This is a genomic window from Streptomyces sp. NPDC059256, from assembly GCF_042753785.1.
Lineage (GTDB): Bacteria > Actinomycetota > Actinomycetes > Streptomycetales > Streptomycetaceae > Streptomyces.
This window is the reverse complement of the sequence record NZ_JBHYZO010000034.1, coordinates 18,803-41,011: the sequence shown is the minus strand read 5'-3', so window position 1 is coordinate 41,011 and position 22,209 is coordinate 18,803. Positions and strand designations below refer to the sequence as shown.

At 67.7% G+C, this 22,209-nt stretch carries 21 protein-coding genes; 14 read left to right on the top strand and 7 right to left on the bottom strand.

Annotated elements, in window-relative coordinates; genetic code table 11:
• The first annotated feature begins 109 nt into the window (after window positions 1-109).
• Genes ACFXJL_RS33630 through ACFXJL_RS33605 form a run of 6 tightly spaced genes read left to right on the top strand, consistent with a single transcriptional unit; the run spans window position 110 to window position 6,182 of the window.
• Window positions 110-1,177, top strand: coding sequence for an inositol-3-phosphate synthase (locus tag ACFXJL_RS33630; RefSeq protein WP_358881877.1), 1,068 nt, complete (start codon window positions 110-112; stop codon window positions 1,175-1,177).
• 32 nt (window positions 1,178-1,209) lie between these two features.
• Window positions 1,210-2,400 (top strand): methionine adenosyltransferase, encoded by a 1,191-nt coding sequence (locus ACFXJL_RS33625; RefSeq protein WP_384699037.1) that lies wholly within the window; start codon window positions 1,210-1,212, stop codon window positions 2,398-2,400.
• A complete protein-coding gene (locus tag ACFXJL_RS33620; protein WP_384699035.1) occupies window positions 2,397-3,407 on the top strand; it encodes a hypothetical protein in 1,011 nt (336 codons plus the stop codon). Before ACFXJL_RS33625 ends, ACFXJL_RS33620 begins: the two co-directional genes overlap by 4 nt.
• The gene (locus tag ACFXJL_RS33615; RefSeq protein WP_384643847.1) at window positions 3,404-4,192 is read left to right on the top strand and encodes an SDR family NAD(P)-dependent oxidoreductase; all 789 of its coding nucleotides are present in this window, start codon (window positions 3,404-3,406) and stop codon (window positions 4,190-4,192) included. The genes ACFXJL_RS33620 and ACFXJL_RS33615 overlap by 4 nt, the downstream gene beginning before the upstream one ends.
• Window positions 4,193-4,195: 3 nt before the next feature.
• Window positions 4,196-5,005, top strand: a complete 810-nt coding sequence (locus ACFXJL_RS33610; protein ID WP_358881881.1) for a histidinol-phosphatase — start codon at window positions 4,196-4,198, stop codon at window positions 5,003-5,005.
• 28 nt (window positions 5,006-5,033) lie between these two features.
• Window positions 5,034-6,182 (top strand): hypothetical protein, encoded by a 1,149-nt coding sequence (locus tag ACFXJL_RS33605; protein WP_384699031.1) that lies wholly within the window; start codon window positions 5,034-5,036, stop codon window positions 6,180-6,182.
• On the opposite strand, the gene ACFXJL_RS33600 is transcribed toward ACFXJL_RS33605, so the two are convergent.
• Both ACFXJL_RS33600 and ACFXJL_RS33595 read right to left on the bottom strand, forming a co-directional pair.
• The gene (locus ACFXJL_RS33600) at window positions 6,177-7,166 is read right to left on the bottom strand and encodes a phosphotransferase (RefSeq protein ID WP_384699029.1); all 990 of its coding nucleotides are present in this window, start codon (window positions 7,164-7,166) and stop codon (window positions 6,177-6,179) included. The two genes, ACFXJL_RS33605 and ACFXJL_RS33600, sit on opposite strands and share 6 nt — an antisense overlap.
• Entirely contained in the window at window positions 7,163-7,735 is a 573-nt protein-coding gene (locus tag ACFXJL_RS33595; protein WP_384699026.1) for a hypothetical protein, read from the bottom strand. Before ACFXJL_RS33595 ends, ACFXJL_RS33600 begins: the two co-directional genes overlap by 4 nt.
• A gap of 265 nt (window positions 7,736-8,000) precedes the next feature.
• On the opposite strand from ACFXJL_RS33595, the gene ACFXJL_RS33590 reads away from it, so the two are divergent.
• The 5 genes from ACFXJL_RS33590 (at window position 8,001) to ACFXJL_RS33570 (ending at window position 13,638) form a co-directional block, all read left to right on the top strand.
• On the top strand, window positions 8,001-8,753 hold the full coding sequence (locus tag ACFXJL_RS33590) for an SDR family NAD(P)-dependent oxidoreductase (protein WP_384699023.1): 753 nt from the start codon (window positions 8,001-8,003) through the stop codon (window positions 8,751-8,753).
• A gap of 249 nt (window positions 8,754-9,002) precedes the next feature.
• Complete coding sequence (locus ACFXJL_RS33585; RefSeq protein WP_384699020.1) at window positions 9,003-10,040, top strand: hypothetical protein; 1,038 nt, start codon at window positions 9,003-9,005, stop codon at window positions 10,038-10,040.
• The gene (locus ACFXJL_RS33580; RefSeq protein ID WP_384699017.1) at window positions 10,037-11,167 is read left to right on the top strand and encodes a hypothetical protein; all 1,131 of its coding nucleotides are present in this window, start codon (window positions 10,037-10,039) and stop codon (window positions 11,165-11,167) included. The genes ACFXJL_RS33585 and ACFXJL_RS33580 overlap by 4 nt, the downstream gene beginning before the upstream one ends.
• A gap of 41 nt (window positions 11,168-11,208) precedes the next feature.
• Window positions 11,209-12,945, top strand: coding sequence for an asparagine synthase (glutamine-hydrolyzing) (gene asnB, locus ACFXJL_RS33575; RefSeq protein ID WP_384699013.1), 1,737 nt, complete (start codon window positions 11,209-11,211; stop codon window positions 12,943-12,945).
• 63 nt (window positions 12,946-13,008) lie between these two features.
• The gene (locus ACFXJL_RS33570) at window positions 13,009-13,638 is read left to right on the top strand and encodes a histidine phosphatase family protein (protein ID WP_384643832.1); all 630 of its coding nucleotides are present in this window, start codon (window positions 13,009-13,011) and stop codon (window positions 13,636-13,638) included.
• Between the two features lie 156 nt (window positions 13,639-13,794).
• Here the strand turns inward: ACFXJL_RS33570 and ACFXJL_RS33565 are convergent, their stop codons facing one another.
• Window positions 13,795-14,967 (bottom strand): MFS transporter, encoded by a 1,173-nt coding sequence (locus tag ACFXJL_RS33565; protein ID WP_384699010.1) that lies wholly within the window; start codon window positions 14,965-14,967, stop codon window positions 13,795-13,797.
• Window positions 14,968-15,323: 356 nt separating this feature from the next.
• On the opposite strand from ACFXJL_RS33565, the gene ACFXJL_RS33560 reads away from it, so the two are divergent.
• Genes ACFXJL_RS33560 through ACFXJL_RS33550 form a run of 3 tightly spaced genes read left to right on the top strand, consistent with a single transcriptional unit; the run spans window position 15,324 to window position 18,512 of the window.
• The gene (locus ACFXJL_RS33560) at window positions 15,324-16,616 is read left to right on the top strand and encodes a 4Fe-4S cluster-binding domain-containing protein (protein WP_384699007.1); all 1,293 of its coding nucleotides are present in this window, start codon (window positions 15,324-15,326) and stop codon (window positions 16,614-16,616) included.
• On the top strand, window positions 16,613-17,227 hold the full coding sequence (locus ACFXJL_RS33555; protein WP_384699003.1) for a uracil phosphoribosyltransferase: 615 nt from the start codon (window positions 16,613-16,615) through the stop codon (window positions 17,225-17,227). The genes ACFXJL_RS33560 and ACFXJL_RS33555 overlap by 4 nt, the downstream gene beginning before the upstream one ends.
• Window positions 17,220-18,512, top strand: a complete 1,293-nt coding sequence (locus tag ACFXJL_RS33550) for an amidohydrolase family protein (protein ID WP_384699000.1) — start codon at window positions 17,220-17,222, stop codon at window positions 18,510-18,512. The genes ACFXJL_RS33555 and ACFXJL_RS33550 overlap by 8 nt, the downstream gene beginning before the upstream one ends.
• Before the next feature lie 129 nt (window positions 18,513-18,641).
• On the opposite strand, the gene ACFXJL_RS33545 is transcribed toward ACFXJL_RS33550, so the two are convergent.
• The 4 genes from ACFXJL_RS33545 to ssuE form a co-directional block, all read right to left on the bottom strand.
• A complete protein-coding gene (locus ACFXJL_RS33545; RefSeq protein ID WP_358881894.1) occupies window positions 18,642-18,812 on the bottom strand; it encodes a hypothetical protein in 171 nt (56 codons plus the stop codon).
• Window positions 18,813-19,195: 383 nt separating this feature from the next.
• Window positions 19,196-20,365, bottom strand: a complete 1,170-nt coding sequence (locus ACFXJL_RS33540; RefSeq protein ID WP_384698996.1) for an LLM class flavin-dependent oxidoreductase — start codon at window positions 20,363-20,365, stop codon at window positions 19,196-19,198.
• 24 nt (window positions 20,366-20,389) lie between these two features.
• Entirely contained in the window at window positions 20,390-21,583 is a 1,194-nt protein-coding gene (locus tag ACFXJL_RS33535) for an SfnB family sulfur acquisition oxidoreductase (protein ID WP_384698993.1), read from the bottom strand.
• A gap of 1 nt (window position 21,584) precedes the next feature.
• Window positions 21,585-22,136: an NADPH-dependent FMN reductase gene (gene ssuE / locus ACFXJL_RS33530; protein WP_384698989.1), complete on the bottom strand. Its 552-nt coding sequence runs from the start codon at window positions 22,134-22,136 to the stop codon at window positions 21,585-21,587.
• Window positions 22,137-22,209 lie beyond the last annotated feature (73 nt).

Here is a 22,209-nt window from a genome sequence, read left to right as displayed (position 1 = left end):
TGTCGATCAGGTCGGGGATCTCAGTCAAGCCATGGAGGGAATCACGGACGTCAAGGGCTGGGCTGCCGAGTTGGAGTTGGTCTTCGCGTAGGAAGGAACCACCCCTGTCATGAAATCCGTACGTGTTGCGCTGGCCGGTGCAGGCAACTGCGCCTGGAGCTTCAGCCAGTTCGTCGCCCAGGCGCAGGCGGACCCCGACACTCGGCTACCGGGCCTCATGTGTCATACGGTCGGCGGCTACCGGCTCTCGGACGTGCGCATCGTCGCAGCGTTCGACGTGGATGCGGCCAAGGTCGGACTGCCCCTCGCCGAGGCGTTCACCGCTCCCGCGATCTGTGCGACCGGCTTCACCCCGCTCGGTGTCGACAGCAACGCACCGGTACTGGCCGCGCCGGTCCTCGACGGCCTCGCGGGCCCGCTCGGTGCCGTGGTGGAGCTCGCCGAATCCGCTCGTGACACCACCCAGGAGGACGTCAGCAAGGCCCTGGCCGAGCACGAGGTCGACGTCCTGGTGATCGTTTTGCCGACCGGAGCCTCGCAGGCCATCCGCATGTTCGCCAACGCGGCCCTCGCCGCCGGGGTCGCCGTGGTCAACGCCACCCCCGAGGAGTTGGCCAGGGATGTGGACTTGCGCCGTAGGTTCGCGGACGCGGGGCTCGTACTGCTCGGGGACGACCTGCGCAGCCATGTCGGTGCCACCTCCCTCCACACCACCCTCATCGAACTGCTGCTCAGTCGGGGCCTGGTACTGGCGAGCACCTACCAACTCAACGTCGGTGGCAACACGGACTTCCTCAACCTGGCGGACGCCGGGCGCTCGGCCTCCAAGTTCGCGTCGAAGGCCAATGCGCTCCGGGCGGCCGGAGTGACGGACGTCGACGGAGTGGCCGGCCCCACCGGCTTCATCGGGCACCTCGCCGACACCAAGGTGTGCTTCGCCCACATCAAGGCGACGTCCGTCCTGGGCTCGGAGGTGGAGATCGATGTGAAGCTCACCGTGGAGGACAGCCCGAACGCCGCAGGTGTCATCGCGAACGCCGTCCGGCTGGGCAAGACGGCCACCGACCGGGGTCTGTCCGGCTCCGTGGAGGACGCCGCCGCCATCCTCTTCAAGAGCCCCCCGCGCGGCCTGCCCGAATCCGAGGCGAGGGCCGCGTTCCTGGACTTCGTCTCCTGACGTCTGCCGGCTACGAGCAAGGGAGAAGGTCAATGCTCTCGATACAACGGGACTCCCGCACGGTTGAGGACCTGCCCTACGAACTCGTCGAGCGCAAGGGAGTGGGACACCCGGACACCATGTGCGATGCCATGGCCGAGCGGATGTCCCGCTACTACTCGCTGCACTGCCTCAAGGAGTTCGGCGGTGTGGCGCACCACTGGTTCGACAAGGTGACGCTGTACGGGGGCGGCGCCGACATCGACTACGGCCGGGGGGATCTCACCGCGCCCTACCGGGTGAAGGTCTTCGGGAAGGGGGCCTTCCGGGTCGGCAGTGTCGAGATTCCGGTACAGGACATCCTGTTCCAGGCCGCCGCGGACGTACTGGGCCAGGTCACCACCGGCTTCGATGCGGGCCGGCATCTGGTCATCGAGGTCGGTGTGGTCGACCATCAGGGCTCCGGCCGCGGTGTGTCGCGGTACCAACCCACCTCACCGGCTGAGTTGGTACCCCTGCGTTCGCCCGGGTTGGTCTCCAACGACACCAACCTGCTGCACGGCTATGCACCGTTGTCCCGCCTGGAGACCGCGGTCCTGGAGCTGGAGCACCTCATCAACGGAGCGGCGTTCAAGCAGCGGCACCCGGACTCCGGCTGGGACGTCAAGGTGTTCGGGAGCCGTCGCGGCGAGGCGTTCAGCCTGGTCGTCAACATGCCCTTCCTCGCCTCTCACATCGATTCGATGGATCACTACCGCGCACGCAAGGCCGTGGTGCAGGAGGAGTTGGAGGCGTTCGTGACGTCCCTGGAGATCGGGGACTTCAGGATGCTGATGAACGCGACCGACCGCAACGGCCGGCCCTATCTGACGGCGTTGGGGTCCGTCGCGGACACCGGCGATGTGGGTGTGGTCGGGCGGGGGAACCGGGTCAACGGTCTGATCACCCCGATGCGACCGATGAGCATCGAGGCGCCCGCGGGCAAGAACCCCCTGGACCACACCGGCAAGATCTACAACATCATGGCCATGCGCCTGGCCCAGCAGGTGCACGAGGAGTTCGGCGGCCCCGCCCAGGTGCACATCTTCACTTCCAAGGAAGCGCCACTGGAGCGGCCGGACGAGGTCGTCGTCACGACCGGGGGCGCGGACGAGTCCGCGCTGACGGACCTGGTGGACACCGCCGTGGCCAGCACCGGCGATCTGACCGCAGAGCTGATCGAGACGGGCATCACCCTGTGGTGACCGAGGCCCGTGTGCGGGCCCTGGTCACCGACGCCCACCGGCTGCGACAGCGGCAGGACACCGGACCGCACCACCATCCGGTACCGGCTAGGGGCAGCCACTTCGTCACCCTGGTCAAGCCCGAGGTCCTCGACGCCGACGGTGCAGCCGATGCGATGTCGGAGGTCGTCCGGGTGCTCGGCGCGGGCGAGGCGGACATCCTGCGCTGTGCACTGGTGCCCGCCGGCCACTTCGCCGAACGACGCCACCTCCTGCTGCACTACCCCCGGCTGCACCGAGTGGCCGCCGATGGAGTCCATGCGTTGTGCACCGCGGCCCGCCGTGAGCTGCGCTCGCTCCTGGACTCGTCCGGCGCGCTCGGGGCTCTCGGGTCGTTCGAAGCGATGACGTACGACACGGCCCTCTCGCCGACGGTGCTCGACGAGCGTTGCCGACGGGCGGGCATCCACAAACTGGGCTCCGGCTCCTACGCCTCGGTGGTGGAGTCGAACGGCCGCCCCGTGGTCGTGTTGAACGGCTTCCTCCCGGCGCTGGTCGGGCACTACGACCACACGACCGGCCTCGTCGGCTTGGTGGAGTGCCACAGCCTTCGGGAGATCGACGATCTGCGCACGCACCTCCTGGGGGCCCTGCACCCTGCCGCCGCGGCACCCGACTCGCTCCGCGGCGCACTGCACTCCCTGGTCGAGAGGAGGGGATCCCCGTCGCTCTCCGAGGGCCGCAACGCGGTTCATCTGTCGGCGGGGCACCTGGAGGGGATGTTCCAGGTCTGGCGGTACTTCTCGGCGGCCGACGGGCAGGACATCACGAGCACGGCTCTGGGGCGGTCCCTGGTCGACCGAGGGGTGTCGCCGACGGCCCTGATGTCCCTGGCCGGTGACCACAATCTGACCGGGGACTCCGGCGAGACCCTCGCTCCCCACGGGGCGACGGAGCACCTCCCGCGCCCCGAGGTCCTCGACCTCGTGGGGCAATGGACGGCGACCGGAAAGGAAGGCGAAGAGTGAGCGAACTCCCGCGCGGGCTGGCAGGACGCACCGCAGTGGTGACCGGCGGTGCACAGGGCATCGGGGCGGCGGTCGTCGAACGGCTGTGCTTCGAGGGCTGCCGGGTCGTCGTCTACGACAGGAGCGCCGAACACGGCCGCGCCGTGGTGGACCACTGGCAGCACAAGGGGCATGCGGTGCACCTGGCCGTCGGCGATGTGATGGACGCGGCGGCGGTGGATGCGGCCTTCGCCGGTGTCCCGGCGGGCTGGTCGACGCCCACGCTCCTGGTGAACCTGGCCGCGGGCTTCGTGTTCAAGGGGTTGGACGCGACCCCCGCGGATTGGCACGCCGCCTTCGATCCCACCGTCATCGGTCTGACCCTGATCACCCGGCGCTTCGTCGCGGGGCTACCGGAACACCACGCCGACGCGGCCATCGTGAACATGGCGTCGATCTCGGCGCACATCGCGCAGAGCGGCTATCTGACGTACAACACCAGCAAGACGGCGGTGCTCGGCCTCACTCGATGCCTGGCCCAGGAACTGGCCCCCCGAGGCATCCGGGTCAACTCGGTGAGCCCCGGGACCGTGTGGAACGCCAACAACGAGCGGTACCACCGTGAGGCACTGGGGCTGGACCGGGCGGCGGCCGAGGCCGCTCCGGAACACGGCGGCAAGTTCCTCCTGCGTCGTTTCGCGGACCCCTCCGAGGTGGCGGCGCCGATCGCCTTTCTCCTGTCATCGGAGGCGAGCTTCATCACGGGCACCGACCTCGTCGTCGACGGCGGATATCTGGCGGTGTGACGGGTGATCGATCTGCACACCCACCACCAGCGGTGCGGGCACGCCACGGGCACACTGCGCGACTACGTCATCGAGGCGTTGGACAAGGGCGTCAGCGTCCTGGGGCTGTCGGACCACGCGCCGATGTTCGCCGCCGAAGAGGACCACGCACTGCCGCCGGTTGCCATGCCCAAGTCCGAGTTCCCGTCCTACATCGCCGAGGCGCTCGCCCTCAAGGAGGAGTTCGCGCGGAGCATCGAGATCCTCGTCTCCACGGAAGCCGACTACTTCCACGGCAAGGTGGACGCGTACTCCGCCGCACTGAGTTCCTACCCGTTGGACTACGTCATCGGGTCGGTGCACATGTTCGAGGGCAAGGACATCTTCGACGTCAGCAGATGGGGGGCCGTCGACCCGGCGGATCTTCCCGCGCTCAAATCGCGGTTCTTCCGCACGGTGGCGGACTGTGCCCGATCCAACTTCTTCCACGTCATCGGCCATGTGGACGCGCTCAAGGGCAACTTCCCCGAGTTGGGCGAGGTCCCGGCGCCCGCCGCGGCCGATGAGATGTTGCTCGCGATCCGCGACTCCGGTGCGGTCATGGAGATCAACACCTCGGGTGGCACCAAGCAGTGCGGAGGATGGTATCCCGAGTTCGACCTCCTCGAACGGGCACTCCACTTCGGGGTTCCCATCACCTTCGCTTCGGACGCCCACGTTCCAGGTCGCATCTGCGACCAGTACCCGGACGTGGTCCAAGTCCTGCTCGACATGGGTTTCACCACCTGGACGGTCTTCCGCCGCGGAGCTGCTCGGCAGTGCCCACTGGCGTGACCTTCCGTCCTCACCACGGGAGCTTTTGATGAACGTCAGCGAACTCGTGACCGCGGAGCCGGATGGCGCGTCGGTCCGCCACCTACAGATCCGTGGGCATCTGTTGAAGGTCGTCACGGCCTCGCCCGAGGCGGACGCGTTGGTGTCCGAGACCTTCTGGCCGCCGGGCATGTTGGGTGTCTTCGACACACCTCCCGGGTCGACACCGCGCCCGGACCTGACGGTGGTCGATCTGCCTCTCCCACCCATCGACATCCATGCACTGCTCCGACGGGCGGCGGACCACTGCGTACCGGGGGAGTTCGAGCTCACCCGCGACTATCGACTGCCCCGGTACGACGCGGACACCCACACGGTCTTCACCCTGCGGGACGTCAACTCCGACGAGGTGGCGGCCCTGGTACGCACCGAGGACCGGGCTGTCATCGTGCGTCCCCGGTCCGGTCTCGGCGACAGATGGCTCACCCGCATCATCCGCGATGTGGCCACCCGGATCGCCAAGGCCGAGGGCTCGCTCGTGCTGCACTCCTCGGCACTGGTCTTCGACGATGGCGCCTACCTGGTGATCGGTGACTCCGGCGCGGGCAAGTCCACCACCGCGATCGCCTTGGCCCGGTTGCTGTCCGGGGCGGGTTGGATGGGCAATGACCGCATGCATCTGGACCGGCACGGGCACTCCTACGATGTGACGGCCTGTCCACTGCCCCTGGCCATCAACAAGGGCTCGCTCGATGTGATGGGAGTCAGCGACTTCGACGGTTGGCCGGTACGAGCGGGCCTGCCCGGCGCGGGCTCGGACTGGGACCAGTTCCAGGGCGAGGACAAGCTGAAACTGAGTTCGCGGGAAGTGCACCGCTTCCTCGGGGTCGACGTCGTACCGCAGGCACCGCTCGCCGGGGTGATCCTGCCACGGATCGACAGGGAAGCGGCGTACCGGCTGGAGCCTTCGACACTCGACCACACGAGCGAAGTCATCCGACGGAACTGCTTCTCCCTCGATGACAATCTGTACGGCGAGGACTGGCTGAAGGTACCCGTCCGCCACCAGGCCCCACCGCCGTCGGTCGAGGACTTCCTGGAACACCTCGCAAAGCTTCCGGTACTGCGCTGCTCCTTGGGCAGTGCGGCGGATGTGGCGCGGCTCGCCGACGAGTTCGCGCGTGCGGTGCGGCTATGACCGCTCTCCCTCGACCGCGTTCCCCCGTGCGTCGAGTTCCTCAGCTGTGCGGCGCAACAGCTCCACGTTCGCCTCGAAGCGCGACCAGAAGCGGGAGACCCAGTCGAGGTACCAAGGGACCAGTTCGACATCTCGTTGGGCGAGCAGCGCCACATGGTCGGAGCGCGGCAGAAACCAGATCGCCCCCAGGTTCGCCACATCGCCCGCCTGCGCAAGCGGAATCCCCAAGCGCGTCCACAGTTGTTCGACGAAACGACGGGCTGCTGACGGGTCCAGTTCGAAGTCCCCCCGGCCACGACGGCAGGAGAGCCACAACGCCTTGCCGGCGTCGGCAGGTCGCTGTGAGTAGCCCGTCTCGTCCCAATCGATGACGGTCGGGGAGCCGGATCCATCAGTCAGCAGGTTCCGACCGTGGAGGTCACCGTGGTAGATCATCGCTTCGCCCGGACGGGTCAGGCGCAACGCACTGGCCCGCAGGTCATCGAGGTGGTCGTCCATGGCGCGCACCAGCCCCCGCCGGTCACCGGCCAAGGCTTCGACGGTGAGCTCCCGCTCCCCGGGAGTCAGCCACTGCGACGCGTAGTCCGCGATCAGGGCCTGGTCGATCTCGGTGCGGTCGGTGCCGCCCGCCAGATCGGCCAGGACGGAGAAGAGTGGGTCGATGTGTCGGCGCGCGTCATCCGCAGGTTCGCCGGGGACGAAGGGGCGGACCACGACCAGCCGCGGGCGCTTCCCACCGTCGAACCCGATGTCGATCACAGGGGGATACCACGCGGTCCCCCGCAGCTCCGCGTCGACGCTCCGGATGCGTTGCAGCTGAGGTCCCGACGAGCGTTCCGCACAGTGGACCTTCACGGAGAGGCGCTGTTCGCCAGCCACGATGCGATGGGACGTGTTCACGCCCCTGCCGTCGAGCGCATCCGCATCGCCTGCCGCGATGCGTTCGATCAGACATGGGATCGAGGGCGCCGGCGAGCCCGTCATGACTGCGGGTCGCCCGGAGCCACCTCGTGGTCGAGCCACTCGATGACCTGCGCCACCAGCTGGGCAACGGGTTCCGCGCTGTCGAGCCGCAGCACCGGACAGTGCAGTTCTGCGAGCCAACGCTCGTCCTTGGCCCGGCTTCGACCCGAGAGGGAGGTGTCGTCGTAGCCCTGCGCCCAGTCCAAGAAGTCCCGGTGGGCCGCTTCGTTGGCCCCGCCCTGTTCGATCGTGTCCCCGTAGCGCAGGACTTCGCGACTCATCAGCCGCTCCATGCGCGTACGGGGATCGAGCGCCAGGAACACCACACCGTCAACCCGATCGATGATGCTGTCACCCCACCCCTTCAACGACCCCGAGAGGATCCAGGCGTCACGCGGGACGAACAGCGCGTGCATCAGGGCGAGCCGTTCCTCCACGGGGCGCTTGTGGGTGTACGGCGGGGCGGTGGGAAGCCAGAGGTAGTCATCGACATCCGCGTGTGGAACCGACTGCAAGGAGGCCAGGGTGCGGCCCAGGGTCGTCGTGCCCACTGCGCTCGCCCCCGTCACGAGTAACCGATGCCCGCGCATGTGCCCTCTCCTTCGTCCAGTCCTGAGTGCCGAACAACCCGCCCTGGCCAAGATGTGTTTGGGCCACTCCTGGGGCGGTTCCCGGTCCATCGGATTCTATCGGCCAGGGGGTGCTGTCACCCGACGAACCGCTCACTCACACCGATGGGTTTCGGTTGACGATGCCCGGTCGTCACACCGTCCGCCACCGATCGATCGCGCGAGTGCGGTAGCCACCGGCCCGTGCAACGCCCACACGCCACGAGGGATGGAAGCGCAGGCAACCATGGTGAAAGACACGCCGAACGCACTGGTGACGGGAGTCTCCCGTGGGCTGGGACGGCACATCTGCCAAGCCCTCAAGGCGTCGGGCTATCGGGTGTTGGGAGCGGGACGGACGGCTTTGCCCCACAACGATGCCCTCGATGACTACCGGACGATCGACTTACGACAGCCCATGGCCGTCGATCCGTTCGCCGGCGAGGCCGTCGACCTGCTCGTCAACAACGCGGGGGTGTACCTCGATGACCCCCGCCGGTCGTACGGGGACTTCTTCTCCCTCTCCCCCGACGACCTGCGGGACACCTTCGAGGTCAATCTGTTCGGCGCCGTTCAACTGGCACGCGCGCTCGCCCCTTCGATGATCGCGCGAGGCTTCGGCAGGATCGTCTGCATCTCATCCGGGATGGGACGGCTCCAGGATGCCGACGGGGCCTCGTTCGCCTACCGGTCATCGAAGCTCGCCCTCAACTCACTCGTCCTCACACTGGCACACCACTTCGCCGCTGCACCTGGTGATTTGTCGGCCTTCTCCTACTGCCCGGGGTGGATCAGAACCGACATGGGAACGGATTCGGCCCCGCGCGGCCCCGGGCCCGCGGCGATGGACCTCGTACGACTACTGGAAGAGCCGTCGGCGCAGACCAACGGCGTCTTCTTCCGCGGGCGGGACGAGCTGGGGTGGGACGTCCGCGGTCCGTTCGTGTCGGACCGGAGCGGACCAGCACGACGGACCGAGCCCGAGGCACGGGCGCCATGACTTCGCCGCCGCGGAGCCACCGAGTCGGCGCAGTGGCGCCGTTGGGAGTCTGCGGCAGCGGTGCCGGCCGCTCTCACGCGCCCCCGCGTCGGTTCGGGGCGCCCTTGTCATCCGTCAATCCACCGAACTAGCATCCTGGAGGAACACATCACCTGCCCAACCCGGCCACCAAGGGCTCGCGCCCCGGGGTGGTCCGCTGTCGCCGGCGTCCTTTCCGCCCGGCCTGAGACACGGGGGTGATTCACCACGATGGACTCCAACACTGCAACCGATCACTACACCGTCCGCTCCCCGTTTGCCTCCACCGGTCTGCTGTGCACTCAGAGCGTCGCGGACCACGTCCAGCGGCTCGCCGCGCCCTATCTCCATCTGCAACCCGGCTCCTCCGCGCCGGACACCTGGCGAGTGACCGCGCACGCAACGCCTTCGGACCGATCGGTCACGGAGTCGGTCACGGCACTCGGCGAGGTAGCCGTCGACTACGCGGTCGACCACACCGACAGAACCCTCGTCCATCTCGCGCCCCGTGGCGAAGCCTGGGTCACCCAGTCCTTGTTGCGGGCCACCCGGGCGATCCACCGTTCGGCCGCCAGTAGACGGGGAGTGTTGTTCGTCCATGCCGGGCTCGTCGAACTGAACGGCCTCGGGGTGGCCCTGGTCGGCGGCAGTCGAGCCGGCAAGACCTCCTTCGTCATGGCCAGCGTGCTCAACGGTTCCGGTGTCATGGTCTGCAACGACGATGTGAGCCTCACGGTGGACTCCACCGGGGGCACGGTGACGGGTACGGGCTGGCCCCGTTCCATTTCCGTACGACTGGACACCCTGGACCTGTTGTTCGGAGAGGATCGGGCGCGAGCCGTTCTGGCTTCGCTGTCGCACCCGGCCAATGAAACGCTGCCGAGCCTGCGGGCGTCCGGCATCGAGCAGCACGGAACCGCCCTCATCTACCCCTGGGAGTACGCAGACCTCCTGGAAACCAAGATCGGGCGGTCCCTCACGGTGGATGCGATCGTCCATCTGAGCCTGGCCGACGATCCCACCGAAGCGGAGTTCGCCCCCGTACCCCCACCCCACCGCGGCGAACTGTTGGACCGCGGTGTTCTGCCACTACCCAACAAGCACCTCAACATCTTCGGCCACCAGCCCGAGCCCGAGGCCCTTCTGCGTACCCACAACGCTGTGACCGCACTGCCCACCTTCCGCTTCCGCTACTCGTTCAGCGATGTGCGCCAAGAGGTCGATCGACTCGCCGACCTGCTCCGAGGCCGGCTGTCGAACGGGCCATGACGCAGAGAGGATCCACCACAGCCATGCTCTCCTTCCGTGAACACATCTCCGCAGTCAGTGGCATGGACGAGTTCGACGAGGAAGCGGTCCGGGCGAAGATCCATCTCGTGGACGGCGATGTACTGATGCTGTCCGGCTCCCTCGTGGACGGTTCGGGCACCCCGTCCTCGGACTTTGACTTCTCGGTCTTCGCGCCCACCAGGGACGAGAGGTTCCACCGGGACACCTTCCCCAGGGAAGGCCATATGAGGTACTACACCAGCGGTGACCGGGTGAAGGCGAGCTTCGACTACCTGCCCCACAGCCTGCTCGGCGTCGATGTGGAGTACTGGACGGTCCAGGAGATCACCCACATGCTCACGGCCCATGCTCAGTTGTACGAGCACATGAGGAGCCGGGCCCGTAAGTCGTCCAGCTTCGCCGCGTCCGCCGTGGACTTCCGGCTGCTGTCCCGTCTGACGTACGGCGTCCCTCTGACGAACGTACCGGAGTTCGAACGGATCACGGCTGGGCTGCGGCCCGGTGAGCTTGCCTACACGGCCTTCCGCACGGCCGTCGGCAGTTACCCCGACTTCCGCGATCTGGCCGGCATGTGGGCGCAGAAGGACTACGAGTCCGCCCTGATCGCGGCTCGCAAGCTCGGTGTGGACACCTTCCGCGGGCTGACCCACGTCCACGGGAACACCAATCGCAATCCCAAGTACCTGGCTCGTTTCCTCGCCCGACTGCCCGTGTCCCTGTCCGAACTCACCACTCGGTTCCGCCACCTCAACGCCTACGGTGTGCCGAGCGCGGCGGAGGCGCCAGATGCCGTTCTGGAGTGGCTCGATCTCATCGATGCGGCCTTCGGCGAGATTCGGCAGGCACGGGACGCGGCCGAGGCATTCGTCAGCCGGCAGGGTTTTCTGGACCTGCTGAAACACGAGCTGCACGAGACGATGGGCTGGAACGCCGAGATCTCCAACGAGTACTGCTTCCGTGCCCGGGAGGCGACGGGCGACGTTCCCCCGCTGCGCGAGCTGCTGAGCGCGATGGAGGCGCGTGACGCGGTCGAGCACCGGCTCCCGTTGCAACAGTGGGCACTGCGCCGCAGGGCGCCCGCGGGCGAGAACAACACGTCCGCCTGAGACCGGAACGACCCAACACACCGGACCGGGGGGAGAGGAATGTGTGTCGGATCTACGGCTACTTCGGGCGAGCGGTCGAGGTGACCGCTCTGGAGGCCGCCCGGGACGCTCAGTTGTCGGGCGGACCCGATGAACAGCACTACGTCCGGGGGGCGAACTGGGGCCTGGGATGCAATCGCCTCTCCATCCAGGACCCTTCCCACGGGTGCCAGCCGTTCGTCAACGCCGACGGTTCGGTGTACGCGGTGTTCAACGGGGAGATCTACAACTTCCGGGCCATCCGGGAGGAACTCGCCTCGCACGGCGTCCCTGTCGAAGGCGACTCGGACGGCTCGGTCCTCCTGCCGTACTACGAGCTCCACGGCGACCGATTCATCGAGCGGCTCGAAGGAATGTTCGCCATCGCCGTGGTGGACCTACGGACGGGCGGGCGGCTGAAGCTGTGGTGCGATCCCCTGGCGGTCAAGAGCGTGTACTACTCCGTCGAGGGCGGGGGCGTCACCTTCTCCTCCGAGCTCAGCGGGCTCGGCACCCTGCTGCCCGGGCCCCGGGAACTGGCGCCGTCCGCCGTCGACGACTACATGAACTGGCAGTGTCTACCGGACGGCTCACCCTGGTACCGGCACACCTCCTCGCTGCGCGCCGGTGAGCGGCTGGTCTGCGACGGCAGGACCACCGTGGAAGGCGCGCAGTCGGCCGATCCGTCGGTGACCGGCGAAGTGCACACGCCGAACCGGTTGCGCGCCCTGCTCAGCCGGGAGGTGGCCCATATGTCGCTCCAGTCGGCGCCGATCGCCGTCCAGGTGTCGGGCGGGCTCGACTCCAGCATCCTCGCGACGCTCCTCGGTGAGTTGCGCGGCGACGTCACCGGATTCCATGTGACCCACGAGGGAACCCACTCATCGGACGAGCTGGTCCATGCCAAGGAGGCAGCCACACACGCCGGGATCGAGTTGGAGGTGGTGGAGGTCCGGGATGCAGAGCTGCCCGAACTGATTCCGGCCATGGTGCGGGCCTTGGGCCCACCCAATGCGACACCCCATGCGCTGAGTGCGTTCGCGCTGTTCCGGGAGATCTCCGGGCGGGGCTTTCGGGTCTGCTTCGTGGGAGACGGGGCGGATGAGCAGTTCGGCGGCTACCGCCGGTACAGCACGGCACTCGCGGTGTCCGACGACACCTGGCCGTCCCGCTATCTCGACCGGCTGTCGCTCATCCCCGAAGCCCGGTACCGACAGCTCTACACCCCTGAGTACCGCGAACTCGTCGACTCGGGCACGAGCAGCCGACAACGGTCCCTCGACCTGCTGAACCGCCCGGCCCCCTCCCGTCTGGAGCAGCTTCTGGCATTCGACCGCCTGTACAAGCTGCCGAGCCTGAACCTGCGCAAACTCGACCACCTCTCGATGGCGTACGCGATCGAGTGCCGTGTTCCGTACTGCCAGCCGGCCGTCACCGCCTTCGCCCGCGGAGCGCCCGATGGGATGAAGGTGGACGGCGCACGTCGGAAGCAGATCCTCTGGGACGCCGGAATCGGGGTCGTTCCTCCCGGCGTCCAGGGCCGCCAGAAGCAGCCGTTCACCTTTCCGATCAGTGCCTTCATGCGCGAGGGCTCGCACCTGTGGGACTTCACCGTCGATGTGCTGAGCAGACCCCGTCTGTGCACCGATGGATATCTGAGTGCGGCAGCCGTGCGGAAGGTGATCGGGGAACATGGGGAAGGCCAGGACCACTCCCGTCTGTTATGGGGGCTGATGGTGCTGGAGTTGGCGCTTCCCTGAACCGTGTCCGCCGGATACGGCCCGGCCTCGGTCCGAACCTCATCAACAGAAGGGCACCCACTCGTGCGCACGCTCTACGTCGTCACGCATCCGGAGGCGACACACCACGTCGAACGGATCGTCGGCGGGTGGCATGACTCCGACCTCACTCCCGACGGACGGCGCGCCGCTGCCGCAGTCGCCCGGGCGCTGCGGTCGGCGGTCCCCGAGGAGTCCAAGGTCGAGCTGATCTCCTCGGACCTCCAACGGACGGTCCAAACGGCGCAGGAGATCGCCGACGCGTTCGACGTCAAGCCCGTCCTCGATCGCCGATTGAGGGAGAAGTCGTACGGAGAGGCGGAGGGAAGGCCACAGGAATGGCTCGACCAGCGCTTCATCACCCCGCCGGCCGTCGGCGATCGGCTGGGGCACGATGAGGGCGTGGTGGGAGCGGAGACCAAGGGGGCCTTCGCGGAGCGCGTCTACGCCGTCATGGACGACATCCTCAAGCACCCCTACGAACATCAGATCGTGGTGACCCATGGGTTCGCTCTGACGTTCATCGTGGCCTGGTGGATCGGGATGCCGATCGAGTCCCTCGGCTATGCGAACTTCCGGGCGCCATCGGGGAGCATCACCACCCTGCGGGAGGACGACTTCTTCCACAACCGTCAGGTCGTCAGCCTCGGTGACACCCGTCATCTCCCCGAGTGAGACGGATGGGCTCCCGCCCTCCCCCGGTGCAAGGGAGTCCGACGGTCACCCACCACACGGGCGGTACGAGCAGTCGTACACCGCCCCTGGTACGAGGGGTCTGTCATGCGCCGGGCACAGCACCAGCCTGCATCGGGCTGCCAGCAGGCTGCACCTTCAGGCTTCCGATACGGCCAGTGCGCTTCGTCTGACGGCCGTCGACAGGGCCGCCACTCCTGCCAGTGCGACGGCCATCACCAGCGGTACGGCTGCCCACCAGCCGATGAGTTCCTGTGCTGCGCCGAACACGGGCGGCCCCAAGAACGTGCCCAGGCTGCCTACTTGGGTGACGGTACCCGCTGCCCGGGCGGCCCCTGCGACCCCTGACACCGTGGGGAGTGCCGAGAACACCGCGGCGACGACGATCCCGTTGACGACCATGAGGAGTGCCGCTGCGACGAAGGATGCGGACCAGGCCGGCGCGAGGAAGACCCCGGCGCCCAGAAGCGGCATCGACAGCGCCGAGGTGAACAGGGACATCGAGCGGAGTCCTCGTTGCAGCAGATATCCCGCGGCCACGCTGCCCAGGATGCTGGAGGCCGCGACCACCGAGGTGAGAGCGCCGGCCCGGCCCTGCGTAAGCCCCTTCTCGGTGGACAGGAACACGGGGAGCATCGTCACCACCGCCAAGCCGACCATGGTGATGAGGGCGAAGCCGGCCGCCAGCAACCACACGGCCCCATCGGAACGCCCGGGCTGACACACCTGCGCCGAATCGTCGTCCGCTGGCGATCCAGCACTCCACGGCGCCACCGTCCAAGGCACCAGCAGGCCGAACAGGAGCGAGGCCAGGGCCGGCGCCACGACCCACACCCGCCAGCCCGCGTCCGAGAGGAGGCCCCCCACCGCGGCGGCGGTGGCGAGCCCGGCCGGAATGCACATCCCCCACAGCGCCAGTGCCCATTTGCGTACGGCGTGGTCCTTCACCTGGACCAGCAGACCGGGCCCCGCCACCATGATCGCCACATAGCCGACGGCTTCCACCAGCCGCAGGGCGTAGAGCTGCCAGGCCACTTCGACGAGCACCGACGTGAACAGCCCGCTCAGTCCGATGGCAACCAGTCCCCAGGCGAGCACCGGCCGGGACCGCTCCGCGCCTGACCACCGCCCCACCGTGGTGGCGGCTGCGGCGGCCACCACGGTGACGCTGGAGGTCAGCCATCCGGCAGCGGTCAATGAGAGACCGAAGCCGTCGCGCACTTCATCGAGGAAGGGGGAGAACTTCCCCAGCGAGACCGCTGCCAGTACCCCGGCGATCAGGACCACCGATACCGATGTGCGTTCCGACATCCGGAAGCACTCCCTCCCAAATGCCGGCTGAAATTACCAGGAGGCACGACACACAAGGCTTCAGCTTATCGGGCATCGCTATGTCCGACCCGGACTTCGCCGCCAGATAGCCCGAACGGCCCACAGCATCTCAGCGAAAGCTCGACAGATCACCCGGGGACAGGAAATCGATCTGATCCGACACGCTCATTCAGGCCAACCCGACGCCAACCGTTCCGGGTCCTTGACGGCGGATAAGCGAAGCAGGAAGCTGACAGTTGAGCCAAATAGCGGATCTTGCAGAAAGAATCTTGCACGGAAGAAGTGGATTCCCTGACCGGAGTTCACTTCTGGCATTCCCTGATGAGGAGGCAAGGTTGCACTATCCGCACGTTCTGGAAGCATTCGCCGATCCGGTGCCGGCTCGCGAGAGGATCATCCGGTCCTTTCACCATCGGCTGGAATCCCTACCTGCACGCGGATCGAGCTTCTTCATCCATCTGAGCGAGTTGTGCCCCGTGGCCTGCGAGCACTGCATGTACTCGTCGGACCTGGAGCGGAAGTCCGAGAAGGTGGCCCTCTCCAGGGGTGAACTGGAAGGAGCCATTCGCTTCATCTCGGAGTCGTCGTCGCAGAAGCTGAACATCACCGGTGGCGGGGAGCCCTTCCTCAAGTTCTCCAGCATATTGAGGCTGCTGGCGACCGTTGACGTCCCCAGGATCGAGATCGTCACCGCCGGACACTGGGCCACCACCCCCAAGCGCACGGCGCGCATCATGGGTCAACTGGACGCGGCAAGGGCCCGCAATCCCGTGAACCCGGAACTGCTGCTGCGACTGAGCATCGACCGCTATCACCTCAACGCACCCCGCCCCGTCCGGATCGAGCACTATGGAAATGTGCTGCGGTGCTGGTCGGAGACCCAACCTCGGTTCGCTGCCGGATTGCGAAGCATCCAACCGGACATCGGCATCGTGGATCGGATGATCGCTGAGGAGCTGGGCGCGGAGCTGCACGAGGTCGACGACTGGAACCGAACCCTCCTGCTCCCTTCCGGAGGATCGGTCCCCATCACCTTCAATGTCTTTCGCCGCAGCGGAAAGGCGCTGCAACTCGCAGAGGATCACCGAGGAGCCAGCAAAACGCTCCGGGAATACTACGGGCCGTTCGAGAAGCAGCCCGGCAACCTCTCCCTGGCCACCGCCGTCAACGATGCGATTCGAGGTGACTACACGGCCACTTCGGGGCTCGCCGTCACCCTCAACTCCGATGGCACGTTCTGGATCTTCTGCGGAACCGCACCGGATCGAAAACTCCTGTTGGGCGAGCAGAACTTCGCCGAAGCAGTGGCCTACTTCTTTGAGGATCCGCTCACCCATCTGCTCGTGGACGAGGGAATTTGGGCGCTTTCCGATCTCGTGATGGATCTGGACCCCAAAACCCATTCCGCAGCCCTGGACAAGAACGATTCCGCAGCCCTGGTGGACGATCTGCTGGCTCCCGACGACGTACGTCTCGCAGCCACCCTGATCGCCACTCAGGATCTGTTGACCCGCAGCCGGGCGACTCTCGACCCGGAGCATCCATTGGCCGAACTCCTGAGCGATCCGGGCATCGACATGGCGAGAATCTGTCGTGACATCGTCCGGACGGGCGGCCCGGCGCGATGACCCTTCCCACGGAGATCTCCGGCGCCGAGAAGCGCGTCGCCCGACTCCAAGAAGCCACCGACCCCTTCGAGGTACGGCAGGGAATCATCGAGTTGGGCCATGTGTTGGGTCCGCGGACCGCGGACATCGTCCATGGCGAGCTCGGCCCGCTGGACGATGTGCTCTGTGTGGTGGTCCTCAGGGGCGGCGCGCTGATGTATCCCGGATTCGCCGCCGCCTTTCCGCACGCCGACTTCTGCATGGTCGGCATGCGGCGGTCGCCCGACGGGAACTCCGTCGCGCACGAGTACCTCACCGACATCCCCCGCGACTCCTATCAGGCAACGATCTACATCGACTGCGTTGCCGCCACCGGTGGCACACTGCTCGCGGTGGGCGCGTTGGTGTCCGCCCGGTGCCACACCGGTCCTGAACTGGCCGCGGTGATCAACAGCGCCTCCGCGGCAACGGAGCGACTCCATCTCGCGGGCATCGACCTCCTGGGTTTCAGCCTCTACGAGGAACTGTACGGCCCGGTGGTGACACCCGACATGGGCAGACTTGACGCGGGTGACCTGTTCAGCGGCGGTGCCGGAAGGTCCGGGGCCGACGGGCCGAACAGCGATGCATGAAGCCGCCCGACCACTGTTGTTGGCGAACGTCCAACTCCTCGACGGTTCAACGGCCGATGTGCACCTCGGGGCCGGACGCATCCAGGCGGTCACGGCGACCGGGGCACAGGATCCCATCGGTGAAGTGATCGACCTCTCCGGGCACCTCCTGCTGCCTGCCCCCGCCGAACCGCACGGTCACTTCGACAAGGTCCTCCTGGGGGGAGTGGACATCGGCGGGGGGCCGGGGGGCCTCGATACGGCGGTGGCGGCGTGGTACACGGCCCGGCAGTCGATCTCGCCGTCGGACGTACGCGATCGTGCCCTGCGCGCGGCGAAGGAGTTGTTGGCCAGCGGTGCCACGGCGATCCGTTCCCACGTGGACGTGGGAACGGAGACCGGGCTCATCTTCGTCGAGGCTCTCTGCGAGGTGCGTCGACTACTGCTGGGGCAGTTGGACCTCCAGATCGTCGCCTTCGTGGACTTTCCCCTCCGCGGAGTTGCCGGCGCCGACAACCGCGCACTCCTGGTCGACGCCCTCGCGCAGGGCGCCGACGCGGTGGGGGGCGCTCCCTACCGCGATGAGGATCCGTCCGCGTGTCTGGACATCCTGATGGGGACGGCGTTCGACTGCCGCAAGCCGGTCGATCTCCATATCGACGAGACGCTCGACCCTGATTCCCACACCCTCGGCGCACTCGCCGAGTGGGTGTTGCGGAGCGGATTCCCCTACCGGGTGACCGCAAGCCACTGTGTGAGCCTGGGCATCCAGCGGCCCGATGTCGTGGAGCGTACGGCCGTCCAGGTGGCCCGGGCCGGTATCGCGGTCGTGACCTGCCCTGCGACGAACCTCTATCTCCAGGCCCGGACACACCCACCGCCCATGCCGAGGGGGCTCACCGCGATCGCCCAACTACGCGCCGCCGGGGTCACCGTGGCGGCGGGCGGGGACAACGCGCGGGACCCGTTCAACCCCCTGGGCCGATTCGACCCGATGGAGGCCGCCTCGTTGCTGGTGCTCGCGGGGCATCTGTCGCCCCGTGCCGCCTATGAGGCGGTGAGTGGCGCGGCGCGCAGGGCCATGGGTTTGGAGGGTGGTGCTGTTGAACCCGGTTCTCCGGCTGAGCTGTTGGCCGTGCGGACGAGCACGGTGGAAGGAGCCCTGGCGGACGCCCGCGCTGAGCGGGCCGTCTTCCACCGGGGGCGACTGGTCTGCCGCACCCGGCACGAACGGTACTTCACCACTCCCAACCCGGAGTGGACTTCGTCGGCGAACCGTCCGACCGGGACCTCACCCACACGGTGACCCGAGGTGCCGGCCGAACGGCGGAAATCATCGGACGCAGGCGCCAGTTCGCTCGTGGGGGGGGAAGCGGCCACATCGTTGTTGGTGGCCGTCTTGGTGTCGAGTCGCCGGGGATGTGACGGAGTGGCGCTAGCGGGTGGCGGAACTGAGGCTCAGCCAGGCTGCGGCGGCGAGGGCTGAGGCGATCAGGACGTCCACGATGAGTGCCGGGCCGTCCTGGAACCTGGTGGCGGAGGCGATGGCCCAGACGGACAGTGCGATGAGGATGATGCCGAGGGTGGTCAGAAGTGGTCTTCGCATGGGGACCTCTGGCAAGTGGGGGCGGGTGCGTCACCGTAGCGCCCAACGCGGACCGTGGTGGTGGAATTCGCGGATTCATTGTCACCACGGCTGGTGCGCCCGGAGGTGCGCACGGGTGCGTCGCACGTTGCTCGCGCAGCGGCAAGGGCACGGCGGCGACGCCGCACAGGCCATGTGAGCAGGAGATACACGGCGTGCGATGAGTTGGGCGAAGGTGTGCTCAGACACCGATGCACACCGCTGTGTAGTTGGGTCCCTTCAGTGTGTGATGTGCCCGATGGGGAGAATTCTGCTCCCTCCGGAAAGACGGATGCGCCGGAACTCTGGTGCGAGGAACCCATCGGGCACATGCTGTAGGTCCAAACGTCGTCCAGCGGAGGGCTTCACCGTCCGAGCTGTCCGGCGAAGGGCACGGAGACGGTGCGTCCGTTCTTCGCCGCCCCTTCGGTCGGATGTGTCCACAGCCCTGCCTCGGCGAGCCTGGGCAACACGCCTTCGCCGAACCAGTACGCCTCCTCCACATGGGGGTGACCGGACATGATGAACTCGTCGATCCCCAGCCGGTGGTACTCCACGATGCGTTCGGCGACCTCGCGGTGGTTCCCCACGAGTGCGGTGCCTGCGCCGCCGCGGACCAATCCGATCCCGGCCCAGAGGTTGGGGGAGATCTCCAGCCCGTCCGTGGAGCCACCGTGGAGGGCCAGCATGCGGCGCTGGCCTTCGGACTCGCTGCGGGCCAAGCCCTCCTGCACCGTGCGAACGGCATCGGGCGAGAACCCGTCCAGGAGCCTTCGTGTCTCGGCCCACGCCTGGTCGGACGTGTCCCTGGTGATCACATGGAGGCGGATGCCGAAGCGGACGGTACGGCCCTGCCCGGCGGCGAGACCGCGTATCCACGCAATCTTCTCCGCCACCTGGGCCGGTGGTTCACCCCATGTCAGATAGACATCGCTGTGCCGGGCGGCCACTGCGCCCGCCTCGTCGGACGAACCACCGAAGTACACCCGGGGCACGGGATCGGGGAGGCGGCCCAGCCGGGCGCCCTCGACCCGGAGGTGACTGCCGTCCAGGGTCACCGTCTCCCCCCGCCACAGGGCCCGCACGATGTGGAGGAACTCACCCGTCCGCGCATAGCGCTCGGACTTGTCCAGGAAGTCTCCGTACGCACGCTGTTCATGGCTTTCGCCTCCCGTCACCACATTGAGCAGCAGCCGCCCCGGGGCGTGGCGTTGGAAGGTGGTGGCCATCTGCGCCGCGAGCGTGGGTGAGACGAAGCCCGGTCGGAAGGCCACGAGGAACTTCAACCGCTCGGTCTCCCGCGCCAGCATGGCGGTGGTCAGCCAGGCGTCCTCGCACCATGCGCCGGTGGGTGTGAGTGCACCTTCGAAGCCGAGTTGCTCGGCCGCGCGGCTGATCTGGGTGAGGTAGCCGAGGTCGGCGGGGCGCTGTCCACCCGCGGCTCCTGCCGTGCCCGCGGGCACCCCGTGGCCACCGCCGATGACATGGCGGCTGTCGCCGTAGGTGGGCAGGAACCAGTGGAAGGTGAGGTTCACGGGACTCTCCAGAACGTGATGGGGTCAGAGCAGACCGTGCCGGGGAGGCCGGACACCACTCAACGCATGGCGGCCGATGTGCTGGACCTTCCAGCGCGCCGGGTCGTGCAAGGTGTGCGTGCGCGCGTCCCGCCAGTACCGATGGAGATTCAGGGGCGCCAGGGCCGCGCGGGTCCCCGCGACCTCGAAGAGTGCACTGCTCGCCTCGACCGCCGTTCGTGCCGCGTGCACCTTCGCCGCCGCCACCGCGATCGATGCGCGGGCGGCCGTTTCATCCGTCAGTTCGCGGGTGGCCGCGTCCACGCTGTCGGACGCCACGGCGAGGAGTGCATCTGATGCGCGCCGTTGGATGTCGAGTTCACCGAAGCGCTGGATCAGGAGTGGGTCGTCGACGGCCTTCTCGTAGCCCTCCGCGACGCTCTCGAACCAGGGGCGGCTCTTGGCGTGGACGAAGGCCGCGGCTTCGGCGAGCGCTCCGGTCGTGATGCCGGCGTCTATGGCGGCGTGCAGCAGTTGCGCAACGGCCCCGTGCAGTTGGGGGCCTTCGAAGGTGAGGTGATGGGGGACGATCCGTTCGGCGTCGACGACCACGTCCACCAACCGCACGGTGCCACTGGCGGTGGTGCGCTGGCCCATGCCGTCCCAGTCGTCCACGACGGTGACTCCGGGTGCGCCGCTGGCCACGTACGCCACGTGCAGGGCGTCGTTCTCCGCCCGCGCCAGCACCGGGATCCAGTCGGCGAACAACGCACCCGTGCAGTAGTGCTTCTCGCCGTTCAACAGCCGGGTGCCGTCGGCGCGGGGGGAGAGTCGGGTACGGATGTCCTGGACGTGCCGGGTGTTCCGTTCCGATTGGGCGTTGCCGAACCGTCGTCCGGCGAGCACTTCACCGAAGAAGAACTTCTGCTGCGTCGCAGTGCCCTGGCGTCGCAGCACGTTGATGTACACGAAGTGGCTCTGGGGGATCTGCGCCAGGCTGGGGTCCGCCGACGCGAGACGTCGGAAGACCTCCGCGAGGGTGCGGGCGCTGACATCGGCTCCGCCGTGGGCTGCGGGCACGGTGATTCCCAGCAGTCCGGACGCTGACAGCCGGTCGACCTCCGCTCGGGGCAGGATGCGGTCGGCGTCGCGCGCTGCGGCTCCGGCTCGGAACTCGACGGCCAACCCGGCCGCGACCGCCAGTGCCTCCTGGTCGTCGCCGATCACTCGTATCGCCATCTCAGGCCGCCAGGGGAACGGGTCCGGCGCTGAGCAGTTGCGAGAACCGGTCGACCACGCGTTCCAGGGCGTCGCCCGCCACGGGGTCCACGGTGATCCCTCCCGATTCCACCAGGGTGATGTGCCGGTCGAGGACGAACCAGCCCTGGACGACGTGTGCGGCCCCCATCGCCGAGAGCACCGGCCGCAGGGCGTAGTCGATGGCCAGTACATGGGCGATCGAGCCGCCCGTGGCGAGCGGCAGCACGGTCTTCCCTTCGAGTGCGTACTGGGGCAGCAGGTCCAACAGGGCCTTCAGCAGGCCCGAGTAGGCGGCCTTGTACACGGGCGTTCCCACGACGACGGCATCGGCCTCCTGGAAGAGCCGCTGGACTTCGACGATCTCGGGGTGGGCGAAGTCGGCCGTGAGGAGTGCGTCGGCGGGCAGGCTCCGCACGTCGAGGGGGTTCACCCGATGGCCCTGGGCTGCGAGCCGTCCGTCGAGGTGGCGCAGCAGTCGGGCGGTGCGGGAGGTGTGGGAGGGACTACCGGAGACGGAGAGGATCGTGGCCATGTGGGATTCACCTCGGGTGGCGGTTCCGTTCCGCCGGTGCGATGGCACCGGCGGAACGGAACGGGACGACGCG

Bases quoted from the DNA above. Each gene is read 5' to 3' on its own strand.
- ACFXJL_RS33630 (WP_358881877.1), top strand. From the start codon at position 110: ATGAAATCCGTACGTGTTGCGCTGGCCGGTGCAGGCAACTGCGCCTGG.
- ACFXJL_RS33625 (WP_384699037.1), top strand. From the start codon at position 1,210: ATGCTCTCGATACAACGGGACTCCCGCACGGTTGAGGACCTGCCCTAC.
- ACFXJL_RS33605 (WP_384699031.1), top strand. From the start codon at position 5,034: ATGAACGTCAGCGAACTCGTGACCGCGGAGCCGGATGGCGCGTCGGTC.
- ACFXJL_RS33600 (WP_384699029.1), bottom strand. From the start codon at position 7,166: ATGACGGGCTCGCCGGCGCCCTCGATCCCATGTCTGATCGAACGCATC.
- ACFXJL_RS33595 (WP_384699026.1), bottom strand. From the start codon at position 7,735: ATGCGCGGGCATCGGTTACTCGTGACGGGGGCGAGCGCAGTGGGCACG.
- ACFXJL_RS33590 (WP_384699023.1), top strand. From the start codon at position 8,001: ATGGTGAAAGACACGCCGAACGCACTGGTGACGGGAGTCTCCCGTGGG.
- ACFXJL_RS33585 (WP_384699020.1), top strand. From the start codon at position 9,003: ATGGACTCCAACACTGCAACCGATCACTACACCGTCCGCTCCCCGTTT.
- ACFXJL_RS33580 (WP_384699017.1), top strand. From the start codon at position 10,037: ATGACGCAGAGAGGATCCACCACAGCCATGCTCTCCTTCCGTGAACAC.
- ACFXJL_RS33565 (WP_384699010.1), bottom strand. From the start codon at position 14,967: ATGTCGGAACGCACATCGGTATCGGTGGTCCTGATCGCCGGGGTACTG.
- ACFXJL_RS33555 (WP_384699003.1), top strand. From the start codon at position 16,613: ATGACCCTTCCCACGGAGATCTCCGGCGCCGAGAAGCGCGTCGCCCGA.
- ACFXJL_RS33550 (WP_384699000.1), top strand. From the start codon at position 17,220: ATGCATGAAGCCGCCCGACCACTGTTGTTGGCGAACGTCCAACTCCTC.
- ACFXJL_RS33545 (WP_358881894.1), bottom strand. From the start codon at position 18,812: ATGCGAAGACCACTTCTGACCACCCTCGGCATCATCCTCATCGCACTG.
- ACFXJL_RS33535 (WP_384698993.1), bottom strand. From the start codon at position 21,583: ATGGCGATACGAGTGATCGGCGACGACCAGGAGGCACTGGCGGTCGCG.
- ssuE (WP_384698989.1), bottom strand. From the start codon at position 22,136: ATGGCCACGATCCTCTCCGTCTCCGGTAGTCCCTCCCACACCTCCCGC.